Origin of the sequence: Micromonospora sp. NPDC047187, assembly GCF_040643355.1 — a bacterium.
Lineage (GTDB): Bacteria > Actinomycetota > Actinomycetes > Mycobacteriales > Micromonosporaceae > Micromonospora > Micromonospora salmantinae.
In genome coordinates this window covers 1-21,340 of sequence record NZ_JBEYUF010000020.1, presented here as the reverse complement: position 1 = coordinate 21,340, position 21,340 = coordinate 1, and the positions used below count along the sequence as shown (strand labels likewise).

The 21,340-nt window shown below is 73.0% G+C and carries 21 protein-coding genes and 1 riboswitch; of the genes, 14 read left to right on the top strand and 7 right to left on the bottom strand.

Translation table 11 applies throughout. The features are described 5' to 3' along the window. Nucleotides 1-8: 8 nt before the first annotated feature. On the top strand, nt 9-674 hold the full coding sequence (locus tag ABZ794_RS25520; RefSeq protein ID WP_238690535.1) for a lipoprotein: 666 nt from the start codon (nt 9-11) through the stop codon (nt 672-674). Nucleotides 675-705: 31 nt separating this feature from the next. Here the strand turns inward: ABZ794_RS25520 and ABZ794_RS25515 are convergent, their stop codons facing one another. Both ABZ794_RS25515 and ABZ794_RS25510 read right to left on the bottom strand, forming a co-directional pair. Then, a complete protein-coding gene (locus ABZ794_RS25515) occupies nt 706-2,439 on the bottom strand; it encodes a glycoside hydrolase family 3 N-terminal domain-containing protein (RefSeq protein ID WP_357517921.1) in 1,734 nt (577 codons plus the stop codon). Between the two features lie 87 nt (nt 2,440-2,526). Continuing rightward, nucleotides 2,527-3,018 carry a DUF3145 domain-containing protein gene (locus tag ABZ794_RS25510; RefSeq protein WP_210783421.1) on the bottom strand — a complete coding sequence of 164 codons (492 nt, stop codon included), beginning with the start codon at nt 3,016-3,018 and terminating at the stop codon, nt 2,527-2,529. A 308-nt stretch (nt 3,019-3,326) separates the two neighbouring features. Between ABZ794_RS25510 and ABZ794_RS25505 the strand changes: the two genes are divergently transcribed. Beyond that, entirely contained in the window at nt 3,327-3,656 is a 330-nt protein-coding gene (locus ABZ794_RS25505) for a hypothetical protein (protein WP_030330285.1), read from the top strand. A gap of 88 nt (nt 3,657-3,744) precedes the next feature. On the opposite strand, the gene ABZ794_RS25500 is transcribed toward ABZ794_RS25505, so the two are convergent. After that, nucleotides 3,745-4,368: a carbonic anhydrase gene (locus ABZ794_RS25500; protein ID WP_210783419.1), complete on the bottom strand. Its 624-nt coding sequence runs from the start codon at nt 4,366-4,368 to the stop codon at nt 3,745-3,747. A 170-nt stretch (nt 4,369-4,538) separates the two neighbouring features. Here ABZ794_RS25500 and ABZ794_RS25495 point away from each other — a divergent pair, with 170 nt between their 5' ends. The 5 genes from ABZ794_RS25495 to ABZ794_RS25475 all read left to right on the top strand — a co-directional run bounded on the left by ABZ794_RS25495 (nt 4,539) and on the right by ABZ794_RS25475 (nt 10,731). Continuing rightward, nucleotides 4,539-5,510, top strand: a complete 972-nt coding sequence (locus ABZ794_RS25495; protein WP_210783417.1) for an alpha/beta hydrolase — start codon at nt 4,539-4,541, stop codon at nt 5,508-5,510. A 107-nt stretch (nt 5,511-5,617) separates the two neighbouring features. Further along, nucleotides 5,618-7,735, top strand: coding sequence for an AAA family ATPase (locus ABZ794_RS25490; RefSeq protein WP_357517918.1), 2,118 nt, complete (start codon nt 5,618-5,620; stop codon nt 7,733-7,735). A 106-nt stretch (nt 7,736-7,841) separates the two neighbouring features. Continuing rightward, complete coding sequence (locus ABZ794_RS25485; RefSeq protein WP_238690530.1) at nt 7,842-8,759, top strand: cation diffusion facilitator family transporter; 918 nt, start codon at nt 7,842-7,844, stop codon at nt 8,757-8,759. A gap of 118 nt (nt 8,760-8,877) precedes the next feature. Next, nucleotides 8,878-9,009, top strand: a riboswitch (cyclic di-AMP (ydaO/yuaA leader). Between the two features lie 56 nt (nt 9,010-9,065). Further along, a complete protein-coding gene (locus ABZ794_RS25480) occupies nt 9,066-10,079 on the top strand; it encodes a hypothetical protein (RefSeq protein WP_210783555.1) in 1,014 nt (337 codons plus the stop codon). A gap of 142 nt (nt 10,080-10,221) precedes the next feature. After that, on the top strand, nt 10,222-10,731 hold the full coding sequence (locus ABZ794_RS25475) for a hypothetical protein (RefSeq protein WP_238690529.1): 510 nt from the start codon (nt 10,222-10,224) through the stop codon (nt 10,729-10,731). A 151-nt stretch (nt 10,732-10,882) separates the two neighbouring features. Here ABZ794_RS25475 and ABZ794_RS25470 read toward each other — a convergent pair whose 3' ends face one another. Further along, nucleotides 10,883-11,350, bottom strand: coding sequence for an SRPBCC family protein (locus ABZ794_RS25470; protein ID WP_210783409.1), 468 nt, complete (start codon nt 11,348-11,350; stop codon nt 10,883-10,885). Nucleotides 11,351-11,552: 202 nt separating this feature from the next. Here ABZ794_RS25470 and ABZ794_RS25465 point away from each other — a divergent pair, with 202 nt between their 5' ends. Beyond that, nucleotides 11,553-12,515 carry a PfkB family carbohydrate kinase gene (locus ABZ794_RS25465; RefSeq protein WP_238690684.1) on the top strand — a complete coding sequence of 321 codons (963 nt, stop codon included), beginning with the start codon at nt 11,553-11,555 and terminating at the stop codon, nt 12,513-12,515. Beyond that, nucleotides 12,512-13,339, top strand: a complete 828-nt coding sequence (locus ABZ794_RS25460) for a 5'/3'-nucleotidase SurE (RefSeq protein WP_210783405.1) — start codon at nt 12,512-12,514, stop codon at nt 13,337-13,339. The genes ABZ794_RS25465 and ABZ794_RS25460 overlap by 4 nt, the downstream gene beginning before the upstream one ends. Nucleotides 13,340-13,357: 18 nt before the next feature. On the opposite strand, the gene ABZ794_RS25455 is transcribed toward ABZ794_RS25460, so the two are convergent. Then, complete coding sequence (locus tag ABZ794_RS25455) at nt 13,358-13,720, bottom strand: STAS domain-containing protein (RefSeq protein WP_030330302.1); 363 nt, start codon at nt 13,718-13,720, stop codon at nt 13,358-13,360. A gap of 385 nt (nt 13,721-14,105) precedes the next feature. On the opposite strand from ABZ794_RS25455, the gene ABZ794_RS25450 reads away from it, so the two are divergent. Together ABZ794_RS25450 and ABZ794_RS25445 are read left to right on the top strand one after the other, a co-directional pair. Next, nucleotides 14,106-14,249 (top strand): hypothetical protein, encoded by a 144-nt coding sequence (locus ABZ794_RS25450; RefSeq protein WP_158629639.1) that lies wholly within the window; start codon nt 14,106-14,108, stop codon nt 14,247-14,249. 170 nt (nt 14,250-14,419) lie between these two features. After that, the gene (locus tag ABZ794_RS25445; protein ID WP_112582570.1) at nt 14,420-14,818 is read left to right on the top strand and encodes a hypothetical protein; all 399 of its coding nucleotides are present in this window, start codon (nt 14,420-14,422) and stop codon (nt 14,816-14,818) included. A gap of 154 nt (nt 14,819-14,972) precedes the next feature. Here ABZ794_RS25445 and ABZ794_RS25440 read toward each other — a convergent pair whose 3' ends face one another. Beyond that, the gene (locus ABZ794_RS25440; RefSeq protein ID WP_357517916.1) at nt 14,973-17,708 is read right to left on the bottom strand and encodes a cellulose binding domain-containing protein; all 2,736 of its coding nucleotides are present in this window, start codon (nt 17,706-17,708) and stop codon (nt 14,973-14,975) included. Between the two features lie 358 nt (nt 17,709-18,066). On the opposite strand from ABZ794_RS25440, the gene ABZ794_RS25435 reads away from it, so the two are divergent. The 3 genes from ABZ794_RS25435 to ABZ794_RS25425 all read left to right on the top strand — a co-directional run bounded on the left by ABZ794_RS25435 (nt 18,067) and on the right by ABZ794_RS25425 (nt 19,892). Continuing rightward, nucleotides 18,067-18,753: a BON domain-containing protein gene (locus ABZ794_RS25435; protein WP_210783401.1), complete on the top strand. Its 687-nt coding sequence runs from the start codon at nt 18,067-18,069 to the stop codon at nt 18,751-18,753. A gap of 96 nt (nt 18,754-18,849) precedes the next feature. Next, a complete protein-coding gene (locus ABZ794_RS25430; RefSeq protein ID WP_210783399.1) occupies nt 18,850-19,347 on the top strand; it encodes a redoxin domain-containing protein in 498 nt (165 codons plus the stop codon). Beyond that, a complete protein-coding gene (locus ABZ794_RS25425) occupies nt 19,344-19,892 on the top strand; it encodes a DsbA family protein (RefSeq protein WP_091409221.1) in 549 nt (182 codons plus the stop codon). Before ABZ794_RS25430 ends, ABZ794_RS25425 begins: the two co-directional genes overlap by 4 nt. Nucleotides 19,893-19,897: 5 nt before the next feature. Here the strand turns inward: ABZ794_RS25425 and ABZ794_RS25420 are convergent. Further along, the coding region (locus ABZ794_RS25420) for a helix-turn-helix transcriptional regulator (RefSeq protein ID WP_357517913.1) at nt 19,898-21,340 on the bottom strand (1,443 nt) is incomplete at its 5' end.

Here is a 21,340-nt window from a genome sequence, read left to right as displayed (position 1 = left end):
TCACCACGATGGACATTCGTACCCGCGTCGCCGTGTCGGCGGCGCTCACCCTCGGCCTGCTGGCCGGCTGCGGCGACGACGCCGCCGATCCCGCCGGGTCCGCGGCCGGCGGCCCGGCCCCACAGGCCACGGGCGAGCCCTGGTACGACGAGACGACCCCGGCGTCGACCGGCGGCACCACCGGCGGCACCGGTTCCCCCTGCCCGGTACCGGTGACGTTTCCGCTGGCCGACGGGTGGACGGCGAAGGCGGTCGAGCCTGCCAAGGGTGAGCTGGCCGAGCTGGTCGGCGAGGCGCTCACCAAGCGCGGCGGCAGCACGGTGCGTTGCGAGGTGGACGGCCGCTCGGCCGGCGGCGGATTCCTGCGGATCTGGGCGGCGGACTCGCCGACTGTCACGCCGCGCGCCGCGCTGGAGAGTTTCGCCGCCGGGGCCGGCGAGACGGTCGCCGGTCAACAATTCCGCGACCTCCGCGCCGGCGGCTTCGACGCCACCGAGATGACCTGGCTCGCCACCAACCCGCTGGCCGAGGAGGAGTCGCGGAACTGGGCGCTGGCCGTCCAGTCGGCGGGGCAGACGCTGGTCTTCGCGGTCAACGAGGGGCTGATCACCGAACGGACCGACGTGCTGCCGGCGTACCGGCTCGCGGTGCGAGGGCTCGCGAAGGGCGAGTGAGGTGGGCGCTGCGCCGTCCGCTCCCGGTCGGTCAGGTGCGACAGGTCGTCGCGGGCAGTCCGGGAACGGCCACCGGGGATCGGCCGCCCGGCCGGGCCTTGCCGGCGAGCACGGCGGCCAGGGCGGTCATCGACGCCCGGCTGGAGGAGTACGTCGCCAGCAGCGTCGGTGACTTCGCGTCGGCCAGCACGTACGGGGTGTCCATGGCGACCGTGACCGCCGCGTCGGGGCTCAGGTCCTTGGCGCCGTCGCCGTAGCCCACCAGGTGCACCATCGTGCCGCCGCTGGGCTTGACCTGCACCCCGGCGGCGGTCAGCGCGGCGGTGAGGGTGGCCCGGGTGCCGTCCCGACCGCCGGACGAGGTGACGGTGACCGGCCCGCGTACCGCTCCGCCGCAGGCGCCCTTCAGCACCGTGACGGCGGCGGCGGCCAGCGCGTCGGCCGCCGCCCGGTGCTCCGGGGCGTTGAGCGTGGACATCTGCGCCGCCGGCAGCTCCGCGAGCTTGAACTTCATGGTCAGCACCCGCGTGACCGCCTCGACCAGCCGGGTGCGGGTCAGCGAGCCGCCGCGCAGCGCGGCGAGCAGCCCGTCGTACGCCTGACCGACGTTCGGGGTCATCAGGATGAGGTCGTTACCGGCGTTGAGCGCCCGGACCGCCGCCTCGCCGGGAGCCCAGCGCATCGCGGGCGGCATGTTCATCCCATCGGTGATCACCACGCCCTGGAAGCCGAGTTGGCCGCGCAGGACGTCGGTGAGCAGCTTGTGCGAGAACGTCGCCGGGGTCCCCGGGTCGATCGCGCGCGCGTCCAGGTGACCGGACATCACGGCCATCGCGCCCGCGTCCATCCCGGCGGTGAACGGCGGCCACGCCCCGCTCTGCAACGCCGCGGCGGACTGGGTGAGCACCGGAAGGTCCTGGTGCGAGTCGTCGGCGCTGTGGCCGTGCCCGGGGAAGTGCTTCAGGGTGGCCGCGACCCCGACCGCCTGCAGGCCGCGGACCGCGCCGCCCACCTGCGCGGCGGCCTGCTTCGGGTCGGCGCCGTACGACCGGGAGCCGATCACGGTGCTGCGGGTGGCCAGCACGTCGGCCACCGGGGCGAAGTCGATGTTGATGCCCATCGCGGCCAACTCGGCGCCGGCGGCCCGCCAGGCGGCCTCGGTGAGCTTCGGGTCACCTGCCGCGCCGGCCGCGAGGGCGCTGGGCAGCACTGTGACCCCGTCGGTCACGCGGGTGACGACGCCGTACTCCTGGTCGGTGCCGATGAGCAGCGGCGCCGAACCGGCGGCGAGCCGACCGGCGGCGGTTCGCAGCCCGGCCGTGAGCTCGTGCACCTGCTTGGGGTTGTCGACGTTCGTGGTCTCCTGGTTGCCCTTGGTCGGGTCGTCGGCGCTGAAGCCGACCAGGATCAGGCCACCCAGTCGGTACTTGGCGATCATGTCGGCGGGGGTGTCCACCCCGGCGAGGGCCTGGTTACCGGCCGCCGAGCCGGCGGAGACCTTCGTCGCCGAGTCGCCGTATGCGTACGGCATCAGCACCTGGCCGACCAGGTCTTCGTCGGACAGCGTCGCCACCAGCGCGGCGGCGCGGCCGGCGGGGTCGCTGGCCGGCGGCGCGGCCGGGACGCTCGGGCCCGCGGACGTGCCGACCGGGCTGGGCGTCGGGGTGGGACGCTCCGGGTCACCTGAGCAGCCGGAGACGAGCAGGGCGGTCAGGGCGGCGACAGCGACACTGGCGCGCCACGGGCGATTCGACACGCCGCCCATCCCACCAGCTTCTCCCTTATCGGGGCAACTTGACCTTACCGGTCGTCACCGGTGTGACGGCCCACGGCCAGCGGCCGGCCGACCGGGTCAGCCAACCCGAGTGAGCAAGGTCACCGGGGCGCCGTCGCCGGCGTACCGGTAGGGCTCCAGGTCAGCGTCCCACGCCGTGCCGAGCGCCTTGTCGAGGGCGTGCGCCAGCGCCTCGGGGGCCCGGGAGGCCGCCATCAGCGCCCGAAGGCGGTCCTCGCCGAGCTGGATGTCGCCGGCCACGCCGACCGTTGCCCGGAACAGGCCACGGGCCGGCACGTACATGAAGCGCTCACCGTCGGCACCGGGACTCGGCTCCTCGGTGACCTCGAAACGGATCATGGGCCACTGCCGTAGGGCAGCAGCCAGCTCGGCGCCCGTCCCCGGACGACCGGTCCACCCGCACTCGGCCCGGCGTGCGCCGGGGTCGACGGGCTGACCCGTCCACTGCAGGTTGACCGGCGCGGCTAGGACGCGCGCGATCGCCCACTCGACGTGTGAGCACACGGCGAGCGGGGTCGAATGGACGTATACGACGCCACGCGTTGGCACGGTGACCTCCCGGAGAGCGAGGTGCGTCTTCCCCTACGACCTCGTCCACCCAGGTGGCTGCTGCAACACATGATGACTCCTGTGACGCGTGGTGCGCCAGGGAATCGGAAAAATCGCCGGGTGGAATAGCCGGACGGGTGGTCGCCGTTGCCTCTCAGGACACCGCGACGACCAGCATGATGTCGTGGTCCTGTACAGTTCCACCGGCGGCTTATGCCGCGTTACACCTTCGCGGGTCGAGTCACGTACGACCCGCACACAGCCCCCGGACGTCCAGTCCTCCCGTACGTCTTGCAAGGAGTACCTCCGTGGCGAGCAACACCTCTAAGACCGCGCGCGCGTCCGTCCGGGCCGGCCAGGCTGGCCAGGGTGGCGCCCTCAGCGTGCTGGGCGAGTTCAAGTACCTCATCCCGCTCAACGGCGGCAAGCACGCCTACGTGCGGAACCTGACCAACGGCAAGACCGCGCACCTGCGCACGGACTCCGACGCCTTCGTCGAGGAGATCCGCGTGCTGGCCGCCGCCGGCCACGCCGCCAAGATCCGGGCGGAGATCAACAACCTGGCTGCCACCCACCCGGGTGACGGCTGGGAGGCCACCGAGAAGCGCCTGGTCGCGGCCGGCGTCTTCGAGGGCTGAGCCCTCCCCCACCGCACCAACGAAACCGCCCGCCGGGAAGTCCCGCCGGGCGGTTTCGCACGTCCGGAGGGCTGCGCGGCGGGCCGGGTCAGCCTGGATCGAGCAGGGCGACCTCGCCGGTGGCCAGGTCGTAGAGGCCGCCGACCACTGCCACCCGGCCCGCGGCCACCGGCCCGGCCAGCAGGACGTCCTCGCGCAGGGTGCGCACCGTGCGCCGGACGTGCCGGCGGATCGCCAGCGGCTGCACCGCCGGATCGCCGAGCCCCGCCTCGGTCACCGCCGGGGCGATCTCGTCCACCAGGTGCGCCAGCGACCCGCCGGGACGTTGCCCGGTGCGCAGCGCCTCCACAGTGGCCTGCACCGCGCCGCACCGCTCGTGGCCGAGGACCATCACCAGCGGTACGCCGAGCTGGCCGACCACGTACTCGATCGAGCCGCAGACCGCGCGATCGAGGACGTGCCCTCCGGTACGGATCACGCAGATCGCGCCGAAGGTCTGATCGAAGATCGCCTCCAGCGGCACCCGGGAGTCGATGCAGCCCAGCACCACTGCGTACGGCTGCTGGTCGCCGGAGGCCGCGGCGGCGGCCGTGACGTCGTGTCCGTGCACCGGCTGGCCGCTGACGAACCGCCGATTGCCGGCGAGCAGGTCGGCCAGCGCGGCGCGGGGCGTGCCGCCGGCCTGCCGCCCCTGCCCCGACGTCGCACCCATGGGCGCTCCCGACGACCCCATGCCGTTCAGCTTGGCCCGCCGCCGTCCGGCACGGGCGAGGTCGGGAATCTTCGCCAGGGCGTGATTGGCGTGGTGTCATGGCGGGTAGCCGGTGTTACCGCCGGGTATCGGAGGTGCTGGTGGTACTGGGCGGCCCTGGGGAGGTGGCGATGCCGGAGCGGTTCGAGGTCGGTCTGCCGGACGGCGTACGGCTCAACGTCGAGGCGACGGGTCCGACGGACGCCCAGGTCAGCGTCATCCTGCTGCACGGCTGGACGCTGGACGGGCGCGCCTGGCACCGACAGGTCGACGCGCTCACGGCGCCGCCGTTCGGCGGTGCGGTGCGGGTGGTCGCCTACGACGCGCGGGGACACGGCCGGTCCAGTTGCATGGCGCTGCCCACTGCCACAGTGGCCCAGTTGGGTGACGACCTGGCCGCGGTGATCGACGCTGTCGCGCCGACCGGCCCGGTGGTGCTGGTCGGGCACTCGATGGGCGGCATGACGATCATGGAGTACGCCCACCGCCACCCTGTGCACTTCGCCGCCCGTACCGCCGGCCTGGTCTTCGTCTCGACCACCGCCGAGGGGCACACGCACACCGTGTACGGGCTCTCGCCGCGGATCGCCCGGTTGATCCGGTTGGCCGAGACGACCGGCGCCGGCGTGCTGGCCCGGTGTGGCTCGTGGCGCGCGCCCCGGGCACTACTGAACGCGCTGCAACCGAGCATCCGGTGGATGCTCTTCGGTGACCGCTGCGAGCCGGCCGACATCCGGCTGGTGACGTCGGCGGTGGCTCGGGCCTCGCTGCGCTCGATCGGCGGGTTCCGCGCCTCCATCGGCACCCAGCACCGCCTGGACACCCTCGCCGCGTTGGCCCACCTGCCGGCCGCCGCGCTGGTCGGCGACCGGGACCGACTGACCCCACCGCCGTGCGCCGAGTCGATCGCGGCGGCTCTGCCGGCCACCGAGCTGACCGTCTGCCCGGGCGCCGGGCACATGCTGATGATGGAACGTCCGGACGAGGTCAACGCCGCGCTCACGGGCGTCGTACGACGGGTGCTCGCCGAATCGTCGCCGTCCGACCGTGGCGCATCGGCGTCGGCGCACCGTGGCGCGGCCACCGCCGGGTCGGGTGCCTGAGCACGTTCGCGCACCTCGGGCGCGGCGGGTCGGGTCCAGGGCCGTACTCTTCTCGGTTGGCCCGCGCGGTTTCCGCCGCCTGCCGGCGACCTCTGAAGGAGCGTGCGTTGACCGACCAGACCGGCCTGGAGCAGGAGATCGCCGTCGAGCAACGACACCTCGACCGGGTGTACGCCAGACTGGCCGAGCTGCGGCAGTCGGCCGTCCGCGCCGAGCGTGACGGCTACCGGATGGCCCGGGTGGGCACGCACGGCGCTCTGGTCGAGCGCGACGCGATGGTCTTCCACGCGGCGCAGCGGCGGCACACCCTGGACGCCGAGCACGAGGGGCTGGTCTTCGGCCGGCTGGACCTGCGCGACCGTCAGGTGCTGCACGTCGGGCGACTGGGGATCCGCGACGAGAACGCCGTCACGCTTGTCGTCGACTGGCGCGCGCCGGCCGCGGCCGCCTTCTACCAGGCCACCCCGGCGCAGCCGCTGGACGTGGTGCGGCGGCGCACCATCCAGTCCCGCGCCGAGCGGGTCACCCGGATCGAGGACGACCTGCTGGACCCGACGGCCGCCCCGGAGGGGATGACTGTCGTCGGTGACGGCGCGTTGCTGGCCACGCTGTCCAAGGCCACCGGCCGGGGCATGCGCGACATCGTGGCGACCATCCAGCGGGAGCAGGACGAGGCGATCCGCTCGCCCGGTTCCGGGGTGACGATCGTCGCGGGCGGCCCCGGCACCGGCAAGACCGCTGTCGCCCTGCACCGGGCCGCGTTCCTGCTGTACTCCGACCGCAGCCGCTACGCCGGCGGCGGCATCCTGGTGGTCGGCCCGTCGTCGGTCTTCGTCGAGTACATCGGCTCCGTGTTGCCGTCGCTCGGTGAGGACACCGCGACGCTGCACTCGCTGGGCACCCTCTTTCCGGGGATGACCGCCACCCGCCCCGACCCGCCCGAGGTGGCGGCGGTGAAGGGCTCGCTGCGGATGCGCCGGGTGCTGGAGCGGGCGGCCCGCGACGCGGTGCCGGGCGGCCCGGGTGAGCTGCGGCTGCTCTATCGGGGCACGCTGCTGCGGCTGGACCGGGCCGCGCTGGACCGGATCCGGGACCGCGCGCTGCAACGCGGCGCACGACGCAACGAGGTGCGCCGGGCCGGTTTCGACGGTGTGTTCGCCGCGCTCTGGGCGCAGGCCCGTGAGCTGAGCAGCGGTCGGCTGCCGGAGCAACCGGCCTTCGAGGCGGAGATCGCCGAGCGCTCGGAGTTCCGGGAGTTCCTCAAGGCGTGGTGGCCTCGGCTGCACCCCCGACACGTGCTCGGCTGGCTGGCGCAACCGGACCGGCTACGCCGGTACGCCGGGGGGATCCTCTCCTCGGCGGAGATCCGGCTGCTCAACGCCGCGTACCGGAACCTGGACCCGGCCGGGCTGACGATCGCCGACGTGGCACTGCTGGACGAGTTGGACGCGCTGCTCGGTAAGCCCGCGCAGCCGGCCCGCGCGCGACGCGATCCGTTCCAGCTCGCCGGCGGCGTCCGTGAGCTGAGCACCCTCGGTGAACGGCAGCGGGCCGCCCGCGCGGCGGCCCGGGAGCGTCCGGAGGACTACCGGGAGTACGCGCACGTGGTGGTGGACGAGGCGCAGGACGTCTCGCCGATGCAGTGGCGGATGATCGGTCGACGCGGCCGACTGGCCTCCTGGACCGTGGTGGGCGACCCCGCGCAGACCGCGTGGACCGGCGATCCGGAGGAGCTGACCCGGGCCCGCGACCAGGCGCTGGGCCGGCGCAAGCGACACGACTTCACGCTCACCACCAACTACCGCAACTCGGCGGAGATCTTCGCGGTGGCGGCGGCGGAGATCCGTCGGCTCTACCCGGACCTGCCGCTGCCGACCGCCGTCCGCTCCACGGGGGTCGAGCCGGTGGAGCTGGTGGTGCCCGCGACGGGGTTGGAGACCGCGACAGTGGAGGCCGCCGCCGGCCTGCTGGCCGAGGTGGAGGGGACGGTCGGGGTGATCACGCCGGTCCCCCGCCGGGACGAGGTCGCCGGGTGGCTGGGCGCGCTCGGCGCGCCGAGGTTGCAGGTGGTGACCAGCCTGGAGGCCAAGGGCATGGAGTACGACGGGGTGGTGCTGGTCGCGCCGAGCGAGATCCGGGCGGATCCGGGTGCCGGGGTGCGCACCCTGTACGTGGCGCTCTCCCGGGCCACCCAGCGGCTCACCACCATCGACCCGACCGGCTGACGCGCGCGGACTGCCGCCGGCGCAAGGCGCCGCCCGTACACTTGCACACATAGCGATGTGAGCATACATTTGACCGGGTCCCGACCAGCGGCGGAAGGTGGTTCTCGTGGGCGCAGGTCATGACCACCACCATGGGTCCGTCGCCAATGCCGCACACCAGCACCGAGGTCGACTCTGGGCGGCATTCGGGTTGCTCACCACCCTGATGGTGGTCGAGGCGGTGGCCGCCCTGCACACCGGCTCGCTCGCCCTGCTCTCCGACGCCGGGCACATGTTCACCGACGTGCTCGGCATCGGGATGGCGCTCGCCGCCATCACGGCGACCCGGCGGGCCACCGGCGACCCGCAGCGCACCTTCGGGCTCTACCGACTCGAGGTGCTCGCCGCGCTGGCCAACGCCGTCCTGCTCTCCGGCGTCGCGATCTACGTGGTGATCGAGGCGATCCGCCGCTTCGGCGACCCGCACCAGGTCGTCGCCGGCCCGATGCTCGCGGTGGCCGTGCTCGGCCTGCTCGCCAACATCGCCGCCTTCGCGCTGCTGCGCGCCGGAGCCCGGGAGAGCATCAACCTCCAGGGCGCCTACCTGGAGGTGCTCGGTGACCTGCTCGGCTCGCTCGGCGTCATCGGCGCGGCGCTGCTCATCACCGTCACCGACTGGTGGTGGGCCGACCCCCTGGTCGCGGTCGCCATCGGCGTGTTCATCCTTCCGCGCACCTGGCGGCTGGCCCGCGCCGCCGTCCGCATCCTGGTGCAGGCCGCCCCGGAACACCTCCAGGTGACCGCCGTGCACGACCGGCTCGCCGCCGTCCCCGGTGTCGTCGAGGTGCACGACCTGCACGTCTGGACGCTCACCTCGGGCATGGAGGTGGCCTCCGCTCACCTGACCATGGCACCCGGCGCGGAGGTCGGCGCGGTGCTCACCGCGGCGCGTACGGCCCTGCACGACGACTTCCGCATCGAGCACGCGACGTTGCAGATCGAGCCCGGCGCCGCTTCCGGAGCGTGCGGCTCCATCGAATGGTGACGGAGCCGTAATTTTCCGTGCTGACGCACGCACCGTCCGTCACATTGGCTGCAGCGGCCCCATCGGCACCGGTAGGCTCGGTCCCGGCCTCCACCAGGCGGCGCCCTCCCGGCGCCGGTGGCGGTCGCCGCCTAATCGCCCAACTGGGCGAACCGGGGAACCATGTTCCTGGGGTGTATCCGCGTCAGCGGTAGGGATCTTCCGTCCCGAACCCGTCAGCTAACCCGGTCGGCGGCTGACGGAAGGACATGCGCAGTGGCACCAGCACGACCACCCGCCGCCCGACTGGCGGCACTGATCGTCGCGATGTTCGCCCTCGGCGTCGCGCTTCCGGCCGGCACCGCCTCGGCCTCCCCCCCGACCGGCCTGCGGGCCGCCGCACCCGACTCCGACGAGGAGGGCGGCACCCCGGCGTTGCGCGCCCAACTCGAGGCGGCCAGCAAGGGCTACCTGGACGCGAAGCGCGCCCTGGACACCTCCGTGCAACGGCAGAAGCAGCTCGCCACCCAGCTGACGACCATCGAGGTCGAGATCGGCCAGCGCAACGGCAAGGTCGGCGAGATCGCCGAGGTGGCCTACCGCACCGGCCGGCTCGGTGCGATGTCGGCGCTGCTCAACAGCAACACTCCGGAAGGCTTCATGGACCGGGCGGCCGCGCTGGACGCGGTGGCGGCCAACGAAGACCGGGTGCTGCGCGACCTGCTGAACAGCAAGGACAAGGCCAACCGCACCCGGATCGCCCTGGACGGCGAGATCAACGAACAGCGCAAGCAGGTCGCGGTGATGGCCAAGCGCAAGGAGCAGGCCGAACGGGCCCTGACCGTGGCCACCACACCCAAACCGCAGACCACCGCCGACGGCGGCTCCAACCGGGGCACCTCCAGCGCCAACGCAAAGGCCGCACCGCGCAACTCCGACGGCTCCTGGCCCTCCGAGTCGTGCAGCGTCAACGACCCCACCCCGGCCAACGGCTGCATCACCCCACGCACCCTGCACGCGCTCAACCAGGCCAAGGCCGCAGGATTCACCCGGTACGTCTCGTGCCACCGCCCCAGCGGCTCCGGTGAACACCCGAAGGGCCGGGCCTGCGACTTCGCGGCGCAGAAGGGCGGCTTCGGCGGGGACGCCACCGGCGGCGACAAGACGTACGGCAACAACCTGGCCGCGTACTTCATCCGCAACGCGGACCGGCTCGCCGTGCTCTACGTGATCTGGTACAGGCAGATCTGGCTGCCCAGCAGCGGGTGGAAGTCGTACAGCGGGGCGCACGGCACCCCGTCGACCGACCACACCAACCACGTACACCTGTCGGTCTACTGACCCACGCGTCGTGATGCCTGTGAGTCACCCCGGTGGCTCACAGGCATCACGTGCGTCCGGGGCCGGGCTACGTCGCCGGGCGTACCCCTGATGTCGTCGCTCGTCGGACGACCCGGCAGCGGTCGGCGGGCAGCATCGCGGTATGCCTCGGATCCGACCCAGCACCCGCAAGGCGCTGCTCACCCTGCACCTGGTCACCTCGCTCGGCTGGCTCGGCGCCGACCTGGTGCTGCTCACCCTCGGCATCGCCGTTCAGCGGGGCGCCGACCCGGCGGTGGTCTATCCGGTCACGGCCCTGGTCGGCACTGTGCTGTTCGCGCCGCTGAGCGTCCTGGTCTGGCTGATCGGCGTCGCCAGCTCACTGCTCACCCCGTGGGGCCTGCTGCGCCACCGCTGGGTGCTGGTCAAGCTCGTGCTGACCACGGTGATGGTCGGGCTGGTGCTGTTCCTGCTCACCCCGAACCTGCGTCACGCCGGAGCGGTCGGGGCCGCCCTGCCCGCCCGGGATCGCGCCGACCTGGTCATCGCGCCGGCGGTGTCGACCAGCCTGATGGTCATCGCGACGGTGCTGTCCACCTACAAGCCGTGGGGCCGGCGTCCCGCCACCCGAGCGGCCCGCACAACCCGTGATCGCGCCGCAACAACGATCTAGACGCAACCCCCGCCAAGCACGTCGCGCCCCGCCCTGCCCCGCGATCTTGCACTTACTGTCCCGACACATGTGGCATCCCACCGATATCGACAACCGAAACTGCAAGATCGACGCAGGGGGTGGGGCGGGGCAGGGTGGGGCGGGGGGCTGGTCAGGCCGGGTTTGGGGGGGTGCCGGTGCGGTCGAGGGCGGCGCCCAGCCGGGTGGCGAGGGCGAGATGAGCGGCCTGGGCCTGGCGGAACGCGTACCGGAACAGCGGCGTCGGCGCGGTCAGGGTGATCTCGACGTCGATGCGGACCAGGCCGTCCGGCTCGGCGCGCAGTCGGGTGTGGTTTCGCACTGTGGTGGCCGGCCACTGGCGGGCCACCATGACGATCTCGTCGGCCTCGTTGATCAGCACGTCCGCGTGGTAGGTGGTCCGGAAGCGCAGCGGACCCGCCGCCAACCGGTCGTTGATCGTGTAGCTGGCCTGGGCGCCGGGCCGGGGCGGCACCCGGCGAACCCGGACGATCAGCGGATGCAGCTCGCCCTGCCGGGTCAGGTCGCTGAGCAACGCTGCCGCCTCGGCGGGTGAGCACCGGGCCTGGACGGTGTAGCTGAAGGTATCGCTGCTGAGCACACCGTCTCCCGCCGTCGTTGGTCGCCCGATCGTCCCGTACCGATGTCTGGCTGGCAACGCCCCGGGCCCTCAGCGCCGCGCGGACCGGGCCGATGCGACGACCCGCCACCACCTGCGCCACTAAGGTCGGTTAGTACAAAATCTTCCGAAGATGCCGGAGGGCGGCCAGCATGAACGGCGACGACCGATGAGCGGGCACGTGATGGTATTCGCGCCCACTCCACAGCTGACGGTGACCGTGGACCAGCCCAACGACCACCCCGAGCTGCACCTGCACCCTGGCGGGCAGGGCGTCTGGCAGGCCCGGATGGTGATCTCCCTCGGAGTCGACGTGGTGCTCTGCGCCGCCCTCGGCGGTGAGATCGGCCAGGTGCTGGAGCCGCTGCTGGTCAGCGAGGGCGTGGACCTCAAGGTGGTGGTCCGTGACTCCGGCAGCGGCGGGTACGTGCACGATCGCCGCGACGGCTCCCGGCAGGAGGTCGCCGACGTGCCCGGGCAGCCGCTGAGCCGGCACGAGATCGACGAGCTGTACAACCTCGCCCTCGGCGAGGGCCTACGGGCCTCGGTGAGCATCCTCAGTGGGCCGAACGAACCGTGGCTCGTACCGGCCGACCTGTACCGACGCTTCGCCGCCGACCTCGGCGCGAACGGCGGCCGGGTGGTGGTCGACCTCTCCGGCGATCACCTCGGCTCGGTGCTGGAGAGCGGGGTGTTCTTCCTCAAGGTGAGTCACGAGGAGTTGATCCGCGACGGCCGCGCCCGCAGCGACGACACCGAGGAGCTGACCCGGGCCATGTACGAGTTGCACGCGGGCGGCGCCGAGACGGTGGTGGTGAGCCGCGCCGACCAGCCGGCGTTGGCGCTCATCGACGGGGAGCTGTTCCAGGTCGAGATGCCCCGGCTGGAGGCCGCCGACCCACGCGGCGCTGGCGACTCGATGACGGCCGGAGTGGCGGCGGTCGTGGCCAAGGGCGGGGACATTCGGACCGCCATCCGCACCGGGGCCGCCGCCGGCGCGCTGAACGTGACCCGGCACGGCCTGGGCACCGGACGACTGGACTCGATCACCGGCCTGGTGGACCGGGTCCGGCTGGTGCCGGCGGACAGCCGGCAACAGGAGCGGACCACCCCGGACGAGTTGGCCGGCCGGGTGGTCGAGCGATGACGCTGCGGGTGTTGATCACCAATGACGACGGGATCGCCGCGCCGGGGATCCAGGCGTTGGCCTGGGCGGCACGGCAGCGGGGCCTGGACGTCGTGGTGGCCGCGCCGATGGAGGAGGCGAGCGGTACCAGCGCCGCGATGAGCGCCATGGAGCGCGACGGGCGAGTCGTCGTGAACGACCACCCGCTGCCGGACCTGGCGGGTGTGCCGGCGTACGGGGTCGCCGGGTCCCCGGGCTTCATCACGCTGATCGCCCTGCACGGGGCGTTCGGCCCACCGCCGTCGGTGGTGCTCTCCGGCGTCAACCGGGGCGCCAACGCCGGCCGGGCGGTGCTGCACTCCGGGACCGTGGGGGCCGCGTTCACCGCCGCCACCAACGGCTGCCGGGCGATGGCGGTCTCCCTGGACGTGCTCTCGGCCGGCGAGGCGACGGCCGCGAGCGGTGGCGCCGCCGTGGACGCCGCAGCCCGGGTACGCGACGCCGAGCGGCACTGGGGCACCGCCGCGCGGGTCGCCCTGGACCTGCTCCCCCGCCTGACCTCCGCGCCGATGGAGAGCGTGCTCAACGTGAACACCCCGGACCTGCCGCACGGGCAGCTGCGCGGGGTGCGGCGCGGCACCCTGGCCAGCTTCGGTCAGGTGCAGATGACGGTGGCCGAGTCCGGCCACGGGTTCGTCCGTACCTCGCTGGAGGAGCCGGGGCAGGCCGCACAGCCGGGCACCGACGTGGCGTTGCTGGCCGCCGGGTACGCGTCGGTGACGGCCGTCCGAGCGGTCACCGAGGCGACCGACATCGACCTGACCGGCCTGGACGAGCAGCCCTGACGGGGACGCCCGGCGCGTTCAGGCGCCGGGCAGCACCTCGGGGGTGGCAGCGCCGGCGAAGTAGGGCTCCGGGGCGCCGAAGAGGCCGAGCAGGCCGGTCACCCAGAGCTGCCGGTGCACGAACCGACTCGGCTCGGTGACCACCAGCTTGACGTCACTGACCTCGGCCGTCTGGAAGCCGGCGACCATGGCGCTGATGCCGACCGAGTCGATGAAGGTGACCAACCTCATGTTGAGTTCGATGCGCAGAGGGCGGCCTTTGGCCAGTACCTCTGCGATCGCTTCGCGCACCTCGTACGCTGTGTCGACGTCGATCTCACCCCGCGGGGCGATCTCCACGACACCACCGGACAGAACCGACTTCACGATCGACAGGCTCACGCGAGCACCTCCACCCGCCCGTCCCCCGGGCGCCTCATCAGTACGCGGGCCGCGACCGAGAGTATTCCTCCGACGGCCTCGGTCGCCACCCCTCGGGATGAGCAATTCGCGGATCCGGGCCCACAAAGCCACCCATATCCGCACTTTTCAGTATCTGATTACTCAAGACTTTTCGTTATCTGACCATCGACGATCGGTCGTGACCGGCCCGCCGCCGAACCAGGGTAGCGGTCCGGGCCCGGCGCGCCCGACAACCGGCCCATGACGTACGCCTGCCCCGTGTGCCGTCGGCGTGTCGCCCACCGCCGGCCGGCGCGACCCGTGCCCCGGTTGCCGACGCGCCCTAGCATCGACCGGGACACCACCGCGACGGAGAGGATCTTCGATGATCAAGCGACTTGCCGGGCTGGCCGGCGTCGGTGTTCTGCTCGCCCTCGTCCTGGCCTGCGGTTTCGGTGGCGGGGGCGACGATGACGACGATGACGACGACGACTTCGCCCGCGGTGTCGCCGTGTCGGCGGTGCGCTGATTCGGTGGCGCGCCGAGTCCCGGCGCGCCGAGCTACCGGTGCTCCGACGGAGGTCGGGGTTTGCGTCCGGCTGACGCGGGGCACTGCGGGGTAGGCGACACCGTGACGCGCTGGAAAGACGCCGAAGTCCGAAGTGGCCGGCGGCTTCGGCACCCGAGGAGGTAACCACGATGTTCGGAACCAACCTGCTGGACCGCCGCAGCAAGCCGGAGCGGATCGCGGACCAGGCCTGGGAGCACCTGCTCTCGGCCGTCAGCTATGCCGGAGACAGTGTGCGGGACACCGCCCGCTCGGCCCGCCAGAACAGCAGCGATCTTGCCGACGGGGCGGGTGACCTGGTGGGATCCGCCGCCGAGGAGGCGCGACGTCGCGCCTCGCTGGCCTTCGACGCGCTCGCCGGCCGCCAGCCGGCACTGCCGTGGACGCTCCTGATCGGCGCCGCGCTCGTCGGCGCGGCCGTCGGCTGGGCCGTCGGCTCCGCCGCGCGGGCCGCCGGCAGCCGGGACGACAGTGCCGTCGACGACGTGGAGTTCGTCGACGTCGACCGCCCCAACTCCCCCGCCATCTGAACGACAGCGCCACGGCGGGCCCCGATCGACTCAGGTCGAGCGGGGCCCGCCGCAGTGCCGGGGTGGACCCGGTCCGCCGGGTGCCGGACCCCTCAGGCGGCCCGGCGGACCGGTGTCTGGTGGTGATCCGGGGGTCCCGACCCGGATCACCCGTTCAGCGGCTCGTGCAGGTGATGGCCGGGGACGTGTTGCTACCGGCCCACGAGCCGAGGAAGCCGGCGGTGGTGCTGGCCCCGGCCGCGAGCGCGCCGTTCCAGCCCGTGTCCCGGACCGACACGGCCGATCCGGTCTGGGTGTGGGTGCCGCCCCAGAGCTGGTCGATCCGCTGGCCGTTGGTGAAGGTCCAACCCAGCGTCCAGCCGGCGATGGGGGCGCTTCCGGTGTTGCGGACCACCAGCTCGGCCTGGAAACCGCCGGACCAGGAGCCGGTCACCCGGTAGGTCGCCGCGCAGCCGACGGACGGCGGCGGAGTGGTCGGGGGCGGTGTGGTGGGCGGCGGCGTGGTCGGGGGCGGCGTGGTGGGCGGCGGAGTGGTCGGGGGCGGCGTGGTGGGCGGCGGCGTGGTCGGGGGCGGCGTGGTCGGGGGGTCGCCGCCGGTGCGATCGGCGACCAGGATGCCGCGACCGTTGGTGCCGAGGTAGACCCGACCGTAGACACGCGGGTCGCCGGTCAGCGCCTCGGTCGGATTGCCGTACTGGTGGCGGTCGTCGTTGACGCGTACCCAGGTCGCGCCGGCGTCGTCGGAGCGGTGCACGCCCGGTTGACCGTTCACAGTGCCGTAGAGGAACACGGCGGGGTTGGTCCGCCCGGGTGCCGCCTTGCCGAAACCGACGTTGCCGGAGGCGCTGACGCCGTCCAGCCTGGTGAAGCTGGCGCCGGCGTCGGTGGAACGCCACAGGCCACCCGGCCCTGCCAGCCACAATTCGCCGGCCCGGCCCGGCAGGGCCTTGAACCGCACGTCGGTGCTGGGCAGCCCGGTCGCAGCGGTCGGGGTGAAGCTGGCCCCGCCGTCGGTACTCAGGTAGAAACGCCCGCCGCTGAAGCCGTAGAACCGGGTGGGGTCGACCCGGTCGGACTCGATCGTGGCGTTCGCCGGGATGCCGGTCGACGCTGCCCAGGAGTTGCCGAAACCGACCGAGTGGACCACGCGTTGGCCCGCGTCACCGGGTGCCCAGACGAAGCGGCTGCCGTCGGCCGCGGCGGCCACCGTGCCGCCGAGGTTGACCCCGGACGGTTCGGTGCCCTGGAACCAGGTGGCGCCGCCGTCGGTGGAGAAGGCGACGTGACTGTCGTTGGGCCGGTCGGCGTCGGTGAAGTTGCCGGCGCGCACCAGCACCGCGGGCTTGCTCTCGGCGTAATCGAGGCTGGTGGTGGACGTGAACACCGGCTGGGTGAACAGCATCGACGGAATCGCGTCCAGGTCGGTGTGTCGGAAGCCGCCGACGTCGCCGAGCGCGCTGATCAGGGGTGCGCCGCTGGGCGGGCTGATCAGGTCGAGGACGGCGGTCTCCTCCAGCCCCCGGACCATCGGCCGGAGGGTGAACTGACCGCCGGTGTCCCACCTGGTCAGGTCGGTGGTGCCGTAGATGGTGGCGCCGGTGCCGTACATCATGCGGTTGGAGTCGTGCGGGTCGATCTCCACCGACTCGTTCATCCAGCCGAGCTTGGGCGCGTCCTCCGGGGGTGCCGGGTTGAGACCGAAGGTCAACCAGGGCACCGAGCTGATGTCCATGGTGTAGCGGCGGGACCTCTCCGGGTAGTTGCTGAACTCCCAGATTCGCGTCCAGCTCGCCCCGCCGTCTGTGCTGCGGAAGAAGATGGCGTCCGGCCACCAGGAGACCTGGGTGGCCACCAGCAGGGTGTTCGGGCGAAGCCGGTCGATGGTCAGCCCGCTGTAGCCGAAGTAGGCGTCGGCACTGGTGGAGGGCACCGGGCTGATCCGCGTCCAGGCCCCGGTCGACCGGGTGAACTTCCAGACGTCGCCCTTGCCGCCGTCGTACGGGCCGCCGGTGTCGCTGGTGGCGATGTAGAGGTGACCACCGACCGGGTCGACGACCCCCTTGTGGGCCAGGTAGCCGGTGGGCTGACCGGGGATGCGCGCCCAGGTGACGCCGCCGTCGGTGCTGCGGTAGACCGGGTTCTCCTTGTCCGCCACGCCCACGTAGATCGTCTGTGTGGTGGAGCCGGCGGTGCCGGTGCTCTTGTCGAAACTGACCCAGGTCAGGCCCTGGTTCTGGCCGTTGTAGCCGTTCGGGTCGCTGGGATCCGCCCGGTAGTTGCCGACGTTGGGGAAGGCGGCGACGCGGGCCCAGGTCACGCCGTGGTCGGTGCTGCGCCATAGCCCGTTGCCACCCTCGGCGCCGTAGTACACGATGCTGTTCCGGTTGGGGTCGACGGCGAGCCGCTCCCCCATTCCCCGGCCCGGCATGTTGCCGCCGTTCTTGAACGGCAGCTCGGTGGCCTGCCAGGTGGCGCCCTTGTCGGCCGAGCGCAGGATCGCGCCGTTGTTCGGGTCCCAGCCGTTCGTGTACATGCCGACGGCGGCGTACACCCGGTTGGTCTGCACCGGGTCGGTGGCGATGCTGACCACGCCGTTGTAGCCCCACCGGTCGGCGCCGACCCAATCGAGCAGCGGCGTCCAGGACTGGCTGGTCTGTTCCCAGCGGTACGCCCCGCCGATGTCGGTGCGCGCGTAGATGAGGTTCTTCTCGGTGGGGTTGAAAACGATGCCGGGCACGAAGCCACCACCGCCCACGGGGACGTTCCGCCAGGTGTACGCCTCCGCCGCGGCCGGGGTGGGGGCCGACCCGGCGGCGGTGAACGGGACCACCACGACGGCTGTGGCGGCGGCCAGCACGGACACGACCGTGCCGGCGAGACTTCTCCGCATCTGCGGTTCCTCTCGGGATGGAGCCCCGGGGGACGGGGTCGATCGCCTGGGTGACGCCGTGGCCCGGGGGACGGGCACGACGACGGGGACGGGCAGAGCTGCCCTGGCTCCACCACCCGACGCGACGGCTCCCGCGATCGAGGAACGCGATTACCGTAACCGAAATCGGCTCGCTTTGGAAGCGCTCCCATCATCGATGTTCGTCAGCCTTTCCCACCTCTGCCGCCCAGGTCGGGCCGCGCCGTCACCCGGTCCGGGCGAGGGCGGCTCACCCGGGGCGGCGGCAGGATCGCAGCACGGCGGACCTCAGGCCGCGGCCACCACCCGGTCCGCCATCGGAACAGCGGAGGAGGGACAGATGGCCATCGCGGAGATCAACCGCACCGACCAGGACATCCAGTCCGCCGTGCTCGACGAGCTGACCTGGGAACCGCGGGTGCAGCCGCACGAGATCGGCGTGACCGTCGCCGAGGGCGTCGTCACCCTGACCGGCCGCGTGGACAGCTACGCCAAGAAGTGGGCCGCCGAACGGGCCGCCCACCGGGTCGCCTCGGTCCGGGCGGTCGCCAACGACGTGGCCGTACAGCTCACCGACGACACCGAGCGCGCCGACACCGACCTGGCCGCCGCGGCCAGCCACGGGCTGGAGTGGGACGCGTTCGTGCCCATCGAGAAGCTCCAGGTCACCGTCTCGGCCGGCTGGGTGACCCTGCACGGCGACGTCGAGTGGGAGTACCAACGGCGAGCCGCCGAACGCGCGGTGGCCCGGCTGACCGGCGTACGCGGGGTGAGCAACGGCATCACCGTCCGACCGGCCACCGCGCCGGACGCCCGCGACCTGGCCGACCGGATCGTCGACGCCCTCGCCCGGGCCGGAGCGACAGAGGCCGAACGGATCAGCGTCCGGGTGCACGGCGACACAGCGATACTCGCCGGGTTGGTGCACTCGATGCCCGAACGGGCCGAGGTCGAGCAGGTGGCCTGGTCCGCGCCGGGAATCCGGGAGGTGCAGAACCACATCGCTGTCGCCCCGGTGCTGCGCTGAGCGGGCGCGGGCACCCGCTCAGCGGGCGCTGAACGGGCGCGGAACCACCCGGGGTGGGTGAGTCCTTCTCACCCACCCCGGGAGCAGGCTGGTGGCATGAGTGATCCGAACGGGCTGATCCAACCGGGACGCACCGCGCCCGGTTTCACCCTGCCGGCCACCCCGGACGGGGCTCTGCTGGGGCCCGAGCAGTTCCGTGGCCGGCCGGTCGTGCTCGCCTTCTACCCCGCCGACTGGAGCCCGGTCTGCGGTGACCAGATGTCGCTCTACCAGTCGGCGGCTCCCGTCTTCGCCCAGTACCGCGCGGTGGTGCTCGGCCTGTCGGTGGACAGCATCTGGTCACACCGGGCGTTCGCGGAGAGCCGGGGCATCGAGTTCCCCCTGCTGGCCGACTTCGAGCCCAAGGGCGAGGTGGCCCGCAGCTACGGCGCGTACATGCCGAACGGTGAGGCGGCCCGCGCGCTCGTGGTGCTGGATCCGGCGGGGAAGGTGACCTGGAGCTACCTGTCGCCGCCCGACGTCAACCCGGGCGCGGACGGCATCTTCGACGCGCTGGACCAACTCGCCGCCGATCGGAAGGTGATGGCCGGATGAGTACGCCACTGCAGGTCACCGCCCGACTTCGAGACCCGGTGACCACCGACGACCACATCCGGGGGCCGGCCGACGCGGCGGTGACCATCGTCGAGTACGGCGACTTCCAGTGCCAGTTCTGCGGTGCCGCGTACCCGAACCTGCACGAGTTGCTGCGGCAGCGGGCCGACACCGTACGGCTGGTCTACCGGTACTTCCCGATCGCCAACGTGCACCCGTACGCCGAACGGGCCGCCGAGACGGCCGAGGCCGCCGGGGTGCGGGGCCGGTTCTGGGAGATGCACGACTGGCTCTACGAGCACCAGGACCAGCTCGACCCGGTGCACCTCTCGCTCGGCGTCGAGCAGGTCGGGTTGCCGCCGGACGAGTTGAACGCCGAGGTGGAGAACCGTGCGCACGCGGACCGGGTGCGCCGGGATTTCGTGGGGGGCATCCGCAGCGGGGTGAACGGCACCCCGACCCTGTTCGTCAACGGCATCCGGCACGACGGCGGGTACGACCTGCCCGACCTGCTCACGGCCGCGGACGCCGCCGCCAACGCCTGACCCGCTCAGATCAGCCGCAACTCGCGCGCCCGCCGGACCGCCTCGCGCCGGCGGGTCGCGTCGAGTTTGCGGTAGATGTTGCGGACGTGGGTCTTCACGGTGTTGACCGAGAGGGACAACTCGCTGGCGATCTCCACGTTGGACAGGATGCTCTGCAGGTAGCGCAGGATGGTCAGCTCCCGCTCGGTGAGCGGCTCGTCGAGCGCGCCCCTCGGCCCGGCGGCCGGCCCGGCCGCGCCCTGTCCCGCGCCCCGCACCAGGTCACTGACCAGCGTGAAGTGCGCGGTGCCCGCGTCCAGGTGCGCGGCCAGCAGGTCCCGCACGGGTGGGTCGGCGCGGGTGAAGACCCTCCGGCAGCCCTGTGGGCCGGCCAGGTCCAGCGTCTGCTCCAGGATCCGACCCGCCCGACGCCCGTCCCCGGCGCGCTGGGCCAGCACCGCGTCGAGCAGACCGGCGTCCAGACGTACCGGTAGCGGCCAGGCCGTGGCGGCCGGCGCCTGCCAGTCCGGCAGGGTCCGCTCGGCGGTGGCGGCGTCGCCGGCCCGCAGGTGCACCTTCGCCAACGTCACAGCGAGCACCGGGTCGGCCCCCTCGTTCGCGGCGTCGCCCAGCAGGTCGCGGGCGGAGTCCAGGTCACCCCGCGCGGCCCGCAGTTCGGCCTCGGCGGCCCGCAGCAGACCGGTCAGCTCGTCGGCGGACGGCCGGTCGGCCAGCGCCTCCCGGGCCCGGACGAGCAGCCGCTGGCCGGTCGCCGGGTCGCCGGAGTCGCGGCGTAGCTGCGCCCGGCACAGCGCGGCCACCGCCGCCGCCACCGGTTCGTCGGAGGCGGCGGCCGGCCAGTCGCCGCCCACCTCGGGGTCGCCGGCCCAGCCGCCGGTCACGTCGAGTGCAGGGAGGGCGAGGGCGAGATTCGCGGTGGCCTCCTCGGGCTGGTCGCGCAGCAGCGCCACCACGGCGAGAGCCAGGTACGCGTGGCCGCAGTCGAGCCGACAGGACCAGCCCCGACAGGGCGGCATGCCGAGCGCGTCCCTGGCCGCCTGCTCGGCTGCCCGCAGCTCGCCGCGCACCGCGAGCAGCAGCGCGGCGCGGCTCGCGGCGACCAGTTCGGTACGCGGCCGGCCGGCTTCCCGAGCGGCCGCCCGGGCCCGGACGAACCGGGCGGTGGGCAGCGCCCCGTCGGCCAACTCGACCAGCCCCAGCGCGGTACCCGTGAACGCCCGCAGGTCCAGGTCGTCGGCGGCGCCGCCACCACCGGCCGTCGGGGCGGAACCGGTCACCCCCGTCGGCAGCCGGGTCGGCGTGGCCTCCGCCGGGCGGGTGCGCAGCAGGCGAGCGGCGGCGGCCCGGACCTCGGTGCGGTCGTCGGCGAGCCGGGCCACTGTCAGCTCCAGCGCGGTGACCAACCGCAGGAACCGGTCCCGGCGCGGCACCGGCAGGCCCGCGGCGTG

What these genes read in the sequence shown, in the direction of transcription:
- ABZ794_RS25460 (WP_210783405.1), top strand. Translation starts at nt 12,512, where the DNA reads ATGACGCTGCGGGTGTTGATCACCAATGACGACGGGATCGCCGCGCCG.
- ABZ794_RS25450 (WP_158629639.1), top strand. Translation starts at nt 14,106, where the DNA reads ATGATCAAGCGACTTGCCGGGCTGGCCGGCGTCGGTGTTCTGCTCGCC.
- ABZ794_RS25495 (WP_210783417.1), top strand. Translation starts at nt 4,539, where the DNA reads ATGCCGGAGCGGTTCGAGGTCGGTCTGCCGGACGGCGTACGGCTCAAC.
- ABZ794_RS25480 (WP_210783555.1), top strand. Translation starts at nt 9,066, where the DNA reads ATGTTCGCCCTCGGCGTCGCGCTTCCGGCCGGCACCGCCTCGGCCTCC.
- ABZ794_RS25520 (WP_238690535.1), top strand. Translation starts at nt 9, where the DNA reads ATGGACATTCGTACCCGCGTCGCCGTGTCGGCGGCGCTCACCCTCGGC.
- ABZ794_RS25475 (WP_238690529.1), top strand. Translation starts at nt 10,222, where the DNA reads ATGCCTCGGATCCGACCCAGCACCCGCAAGGCGCTGCTCACCCTGCAC.
- ABZ794_RS25435 (WP_210783401.1), top strand. Translation starts at nt 18,067, where the DNA reads ATGGCCATCGCGGAGATCAACCGCACCGACCAGGACATCCAGTCCGCC.
- ABZ794_RS25425 (WP_091409221.1), top strand. Translation starts at nt 19,344, where the DNA reads ATGAGTACGCCACTGCAGGTCACCGCCCGACTTCGAGACCCGGTGACC.
- ABZ794_RS25515 (WP_357517921.1), bottom strand. Translation starts at nt 2,439, where the DNA reads ATGGGCGGCGTGTCGAATCGCCCGTGGCGCGCCAGTGTCGCTGTCGCC.
- ABZ794_RS25465 (WP_238690684.1), top strand. Translation starts at nt 11,553, where the DNA reads ATGGTATTCGCGCCCACTCCACAGCTGACGGTGACCGTGGACCAGCCC.
- ABZ794_RS25430 (WP_210783399.1), top strand. Translation starts at nt 18,850, where the DNA reads ATGAGTGATCCGAACGGGCTGATCCAACCGGGACGCACCGCGCCCGGT.
- ABZ794_RS25500 (WP_210783419.1), bottom strand. Translation starts at nt 4,368, where the DNA reads ATGGGTGCGACGTCGGGGCAGGGGCGGCAGGCCGGCGGCACGCCCCGC.
- ABZ794_RS25440 (WP_357517916.1), bottom strand. Translation starts at nt 17,708, where the DNA reads ATGCGGAGAAGTCTCGCCGGCACGGTCGTGTCCGTGCTGGCCGCCGCC.
- ABZ794_RS25445 (WP_112582570.1), top strand. Translation starts at nt 14,420, where the DNA reads ATGTTCGGAACCAACCTGCTGGACCGCCGCAGCAAGCCGGAGCGGATC.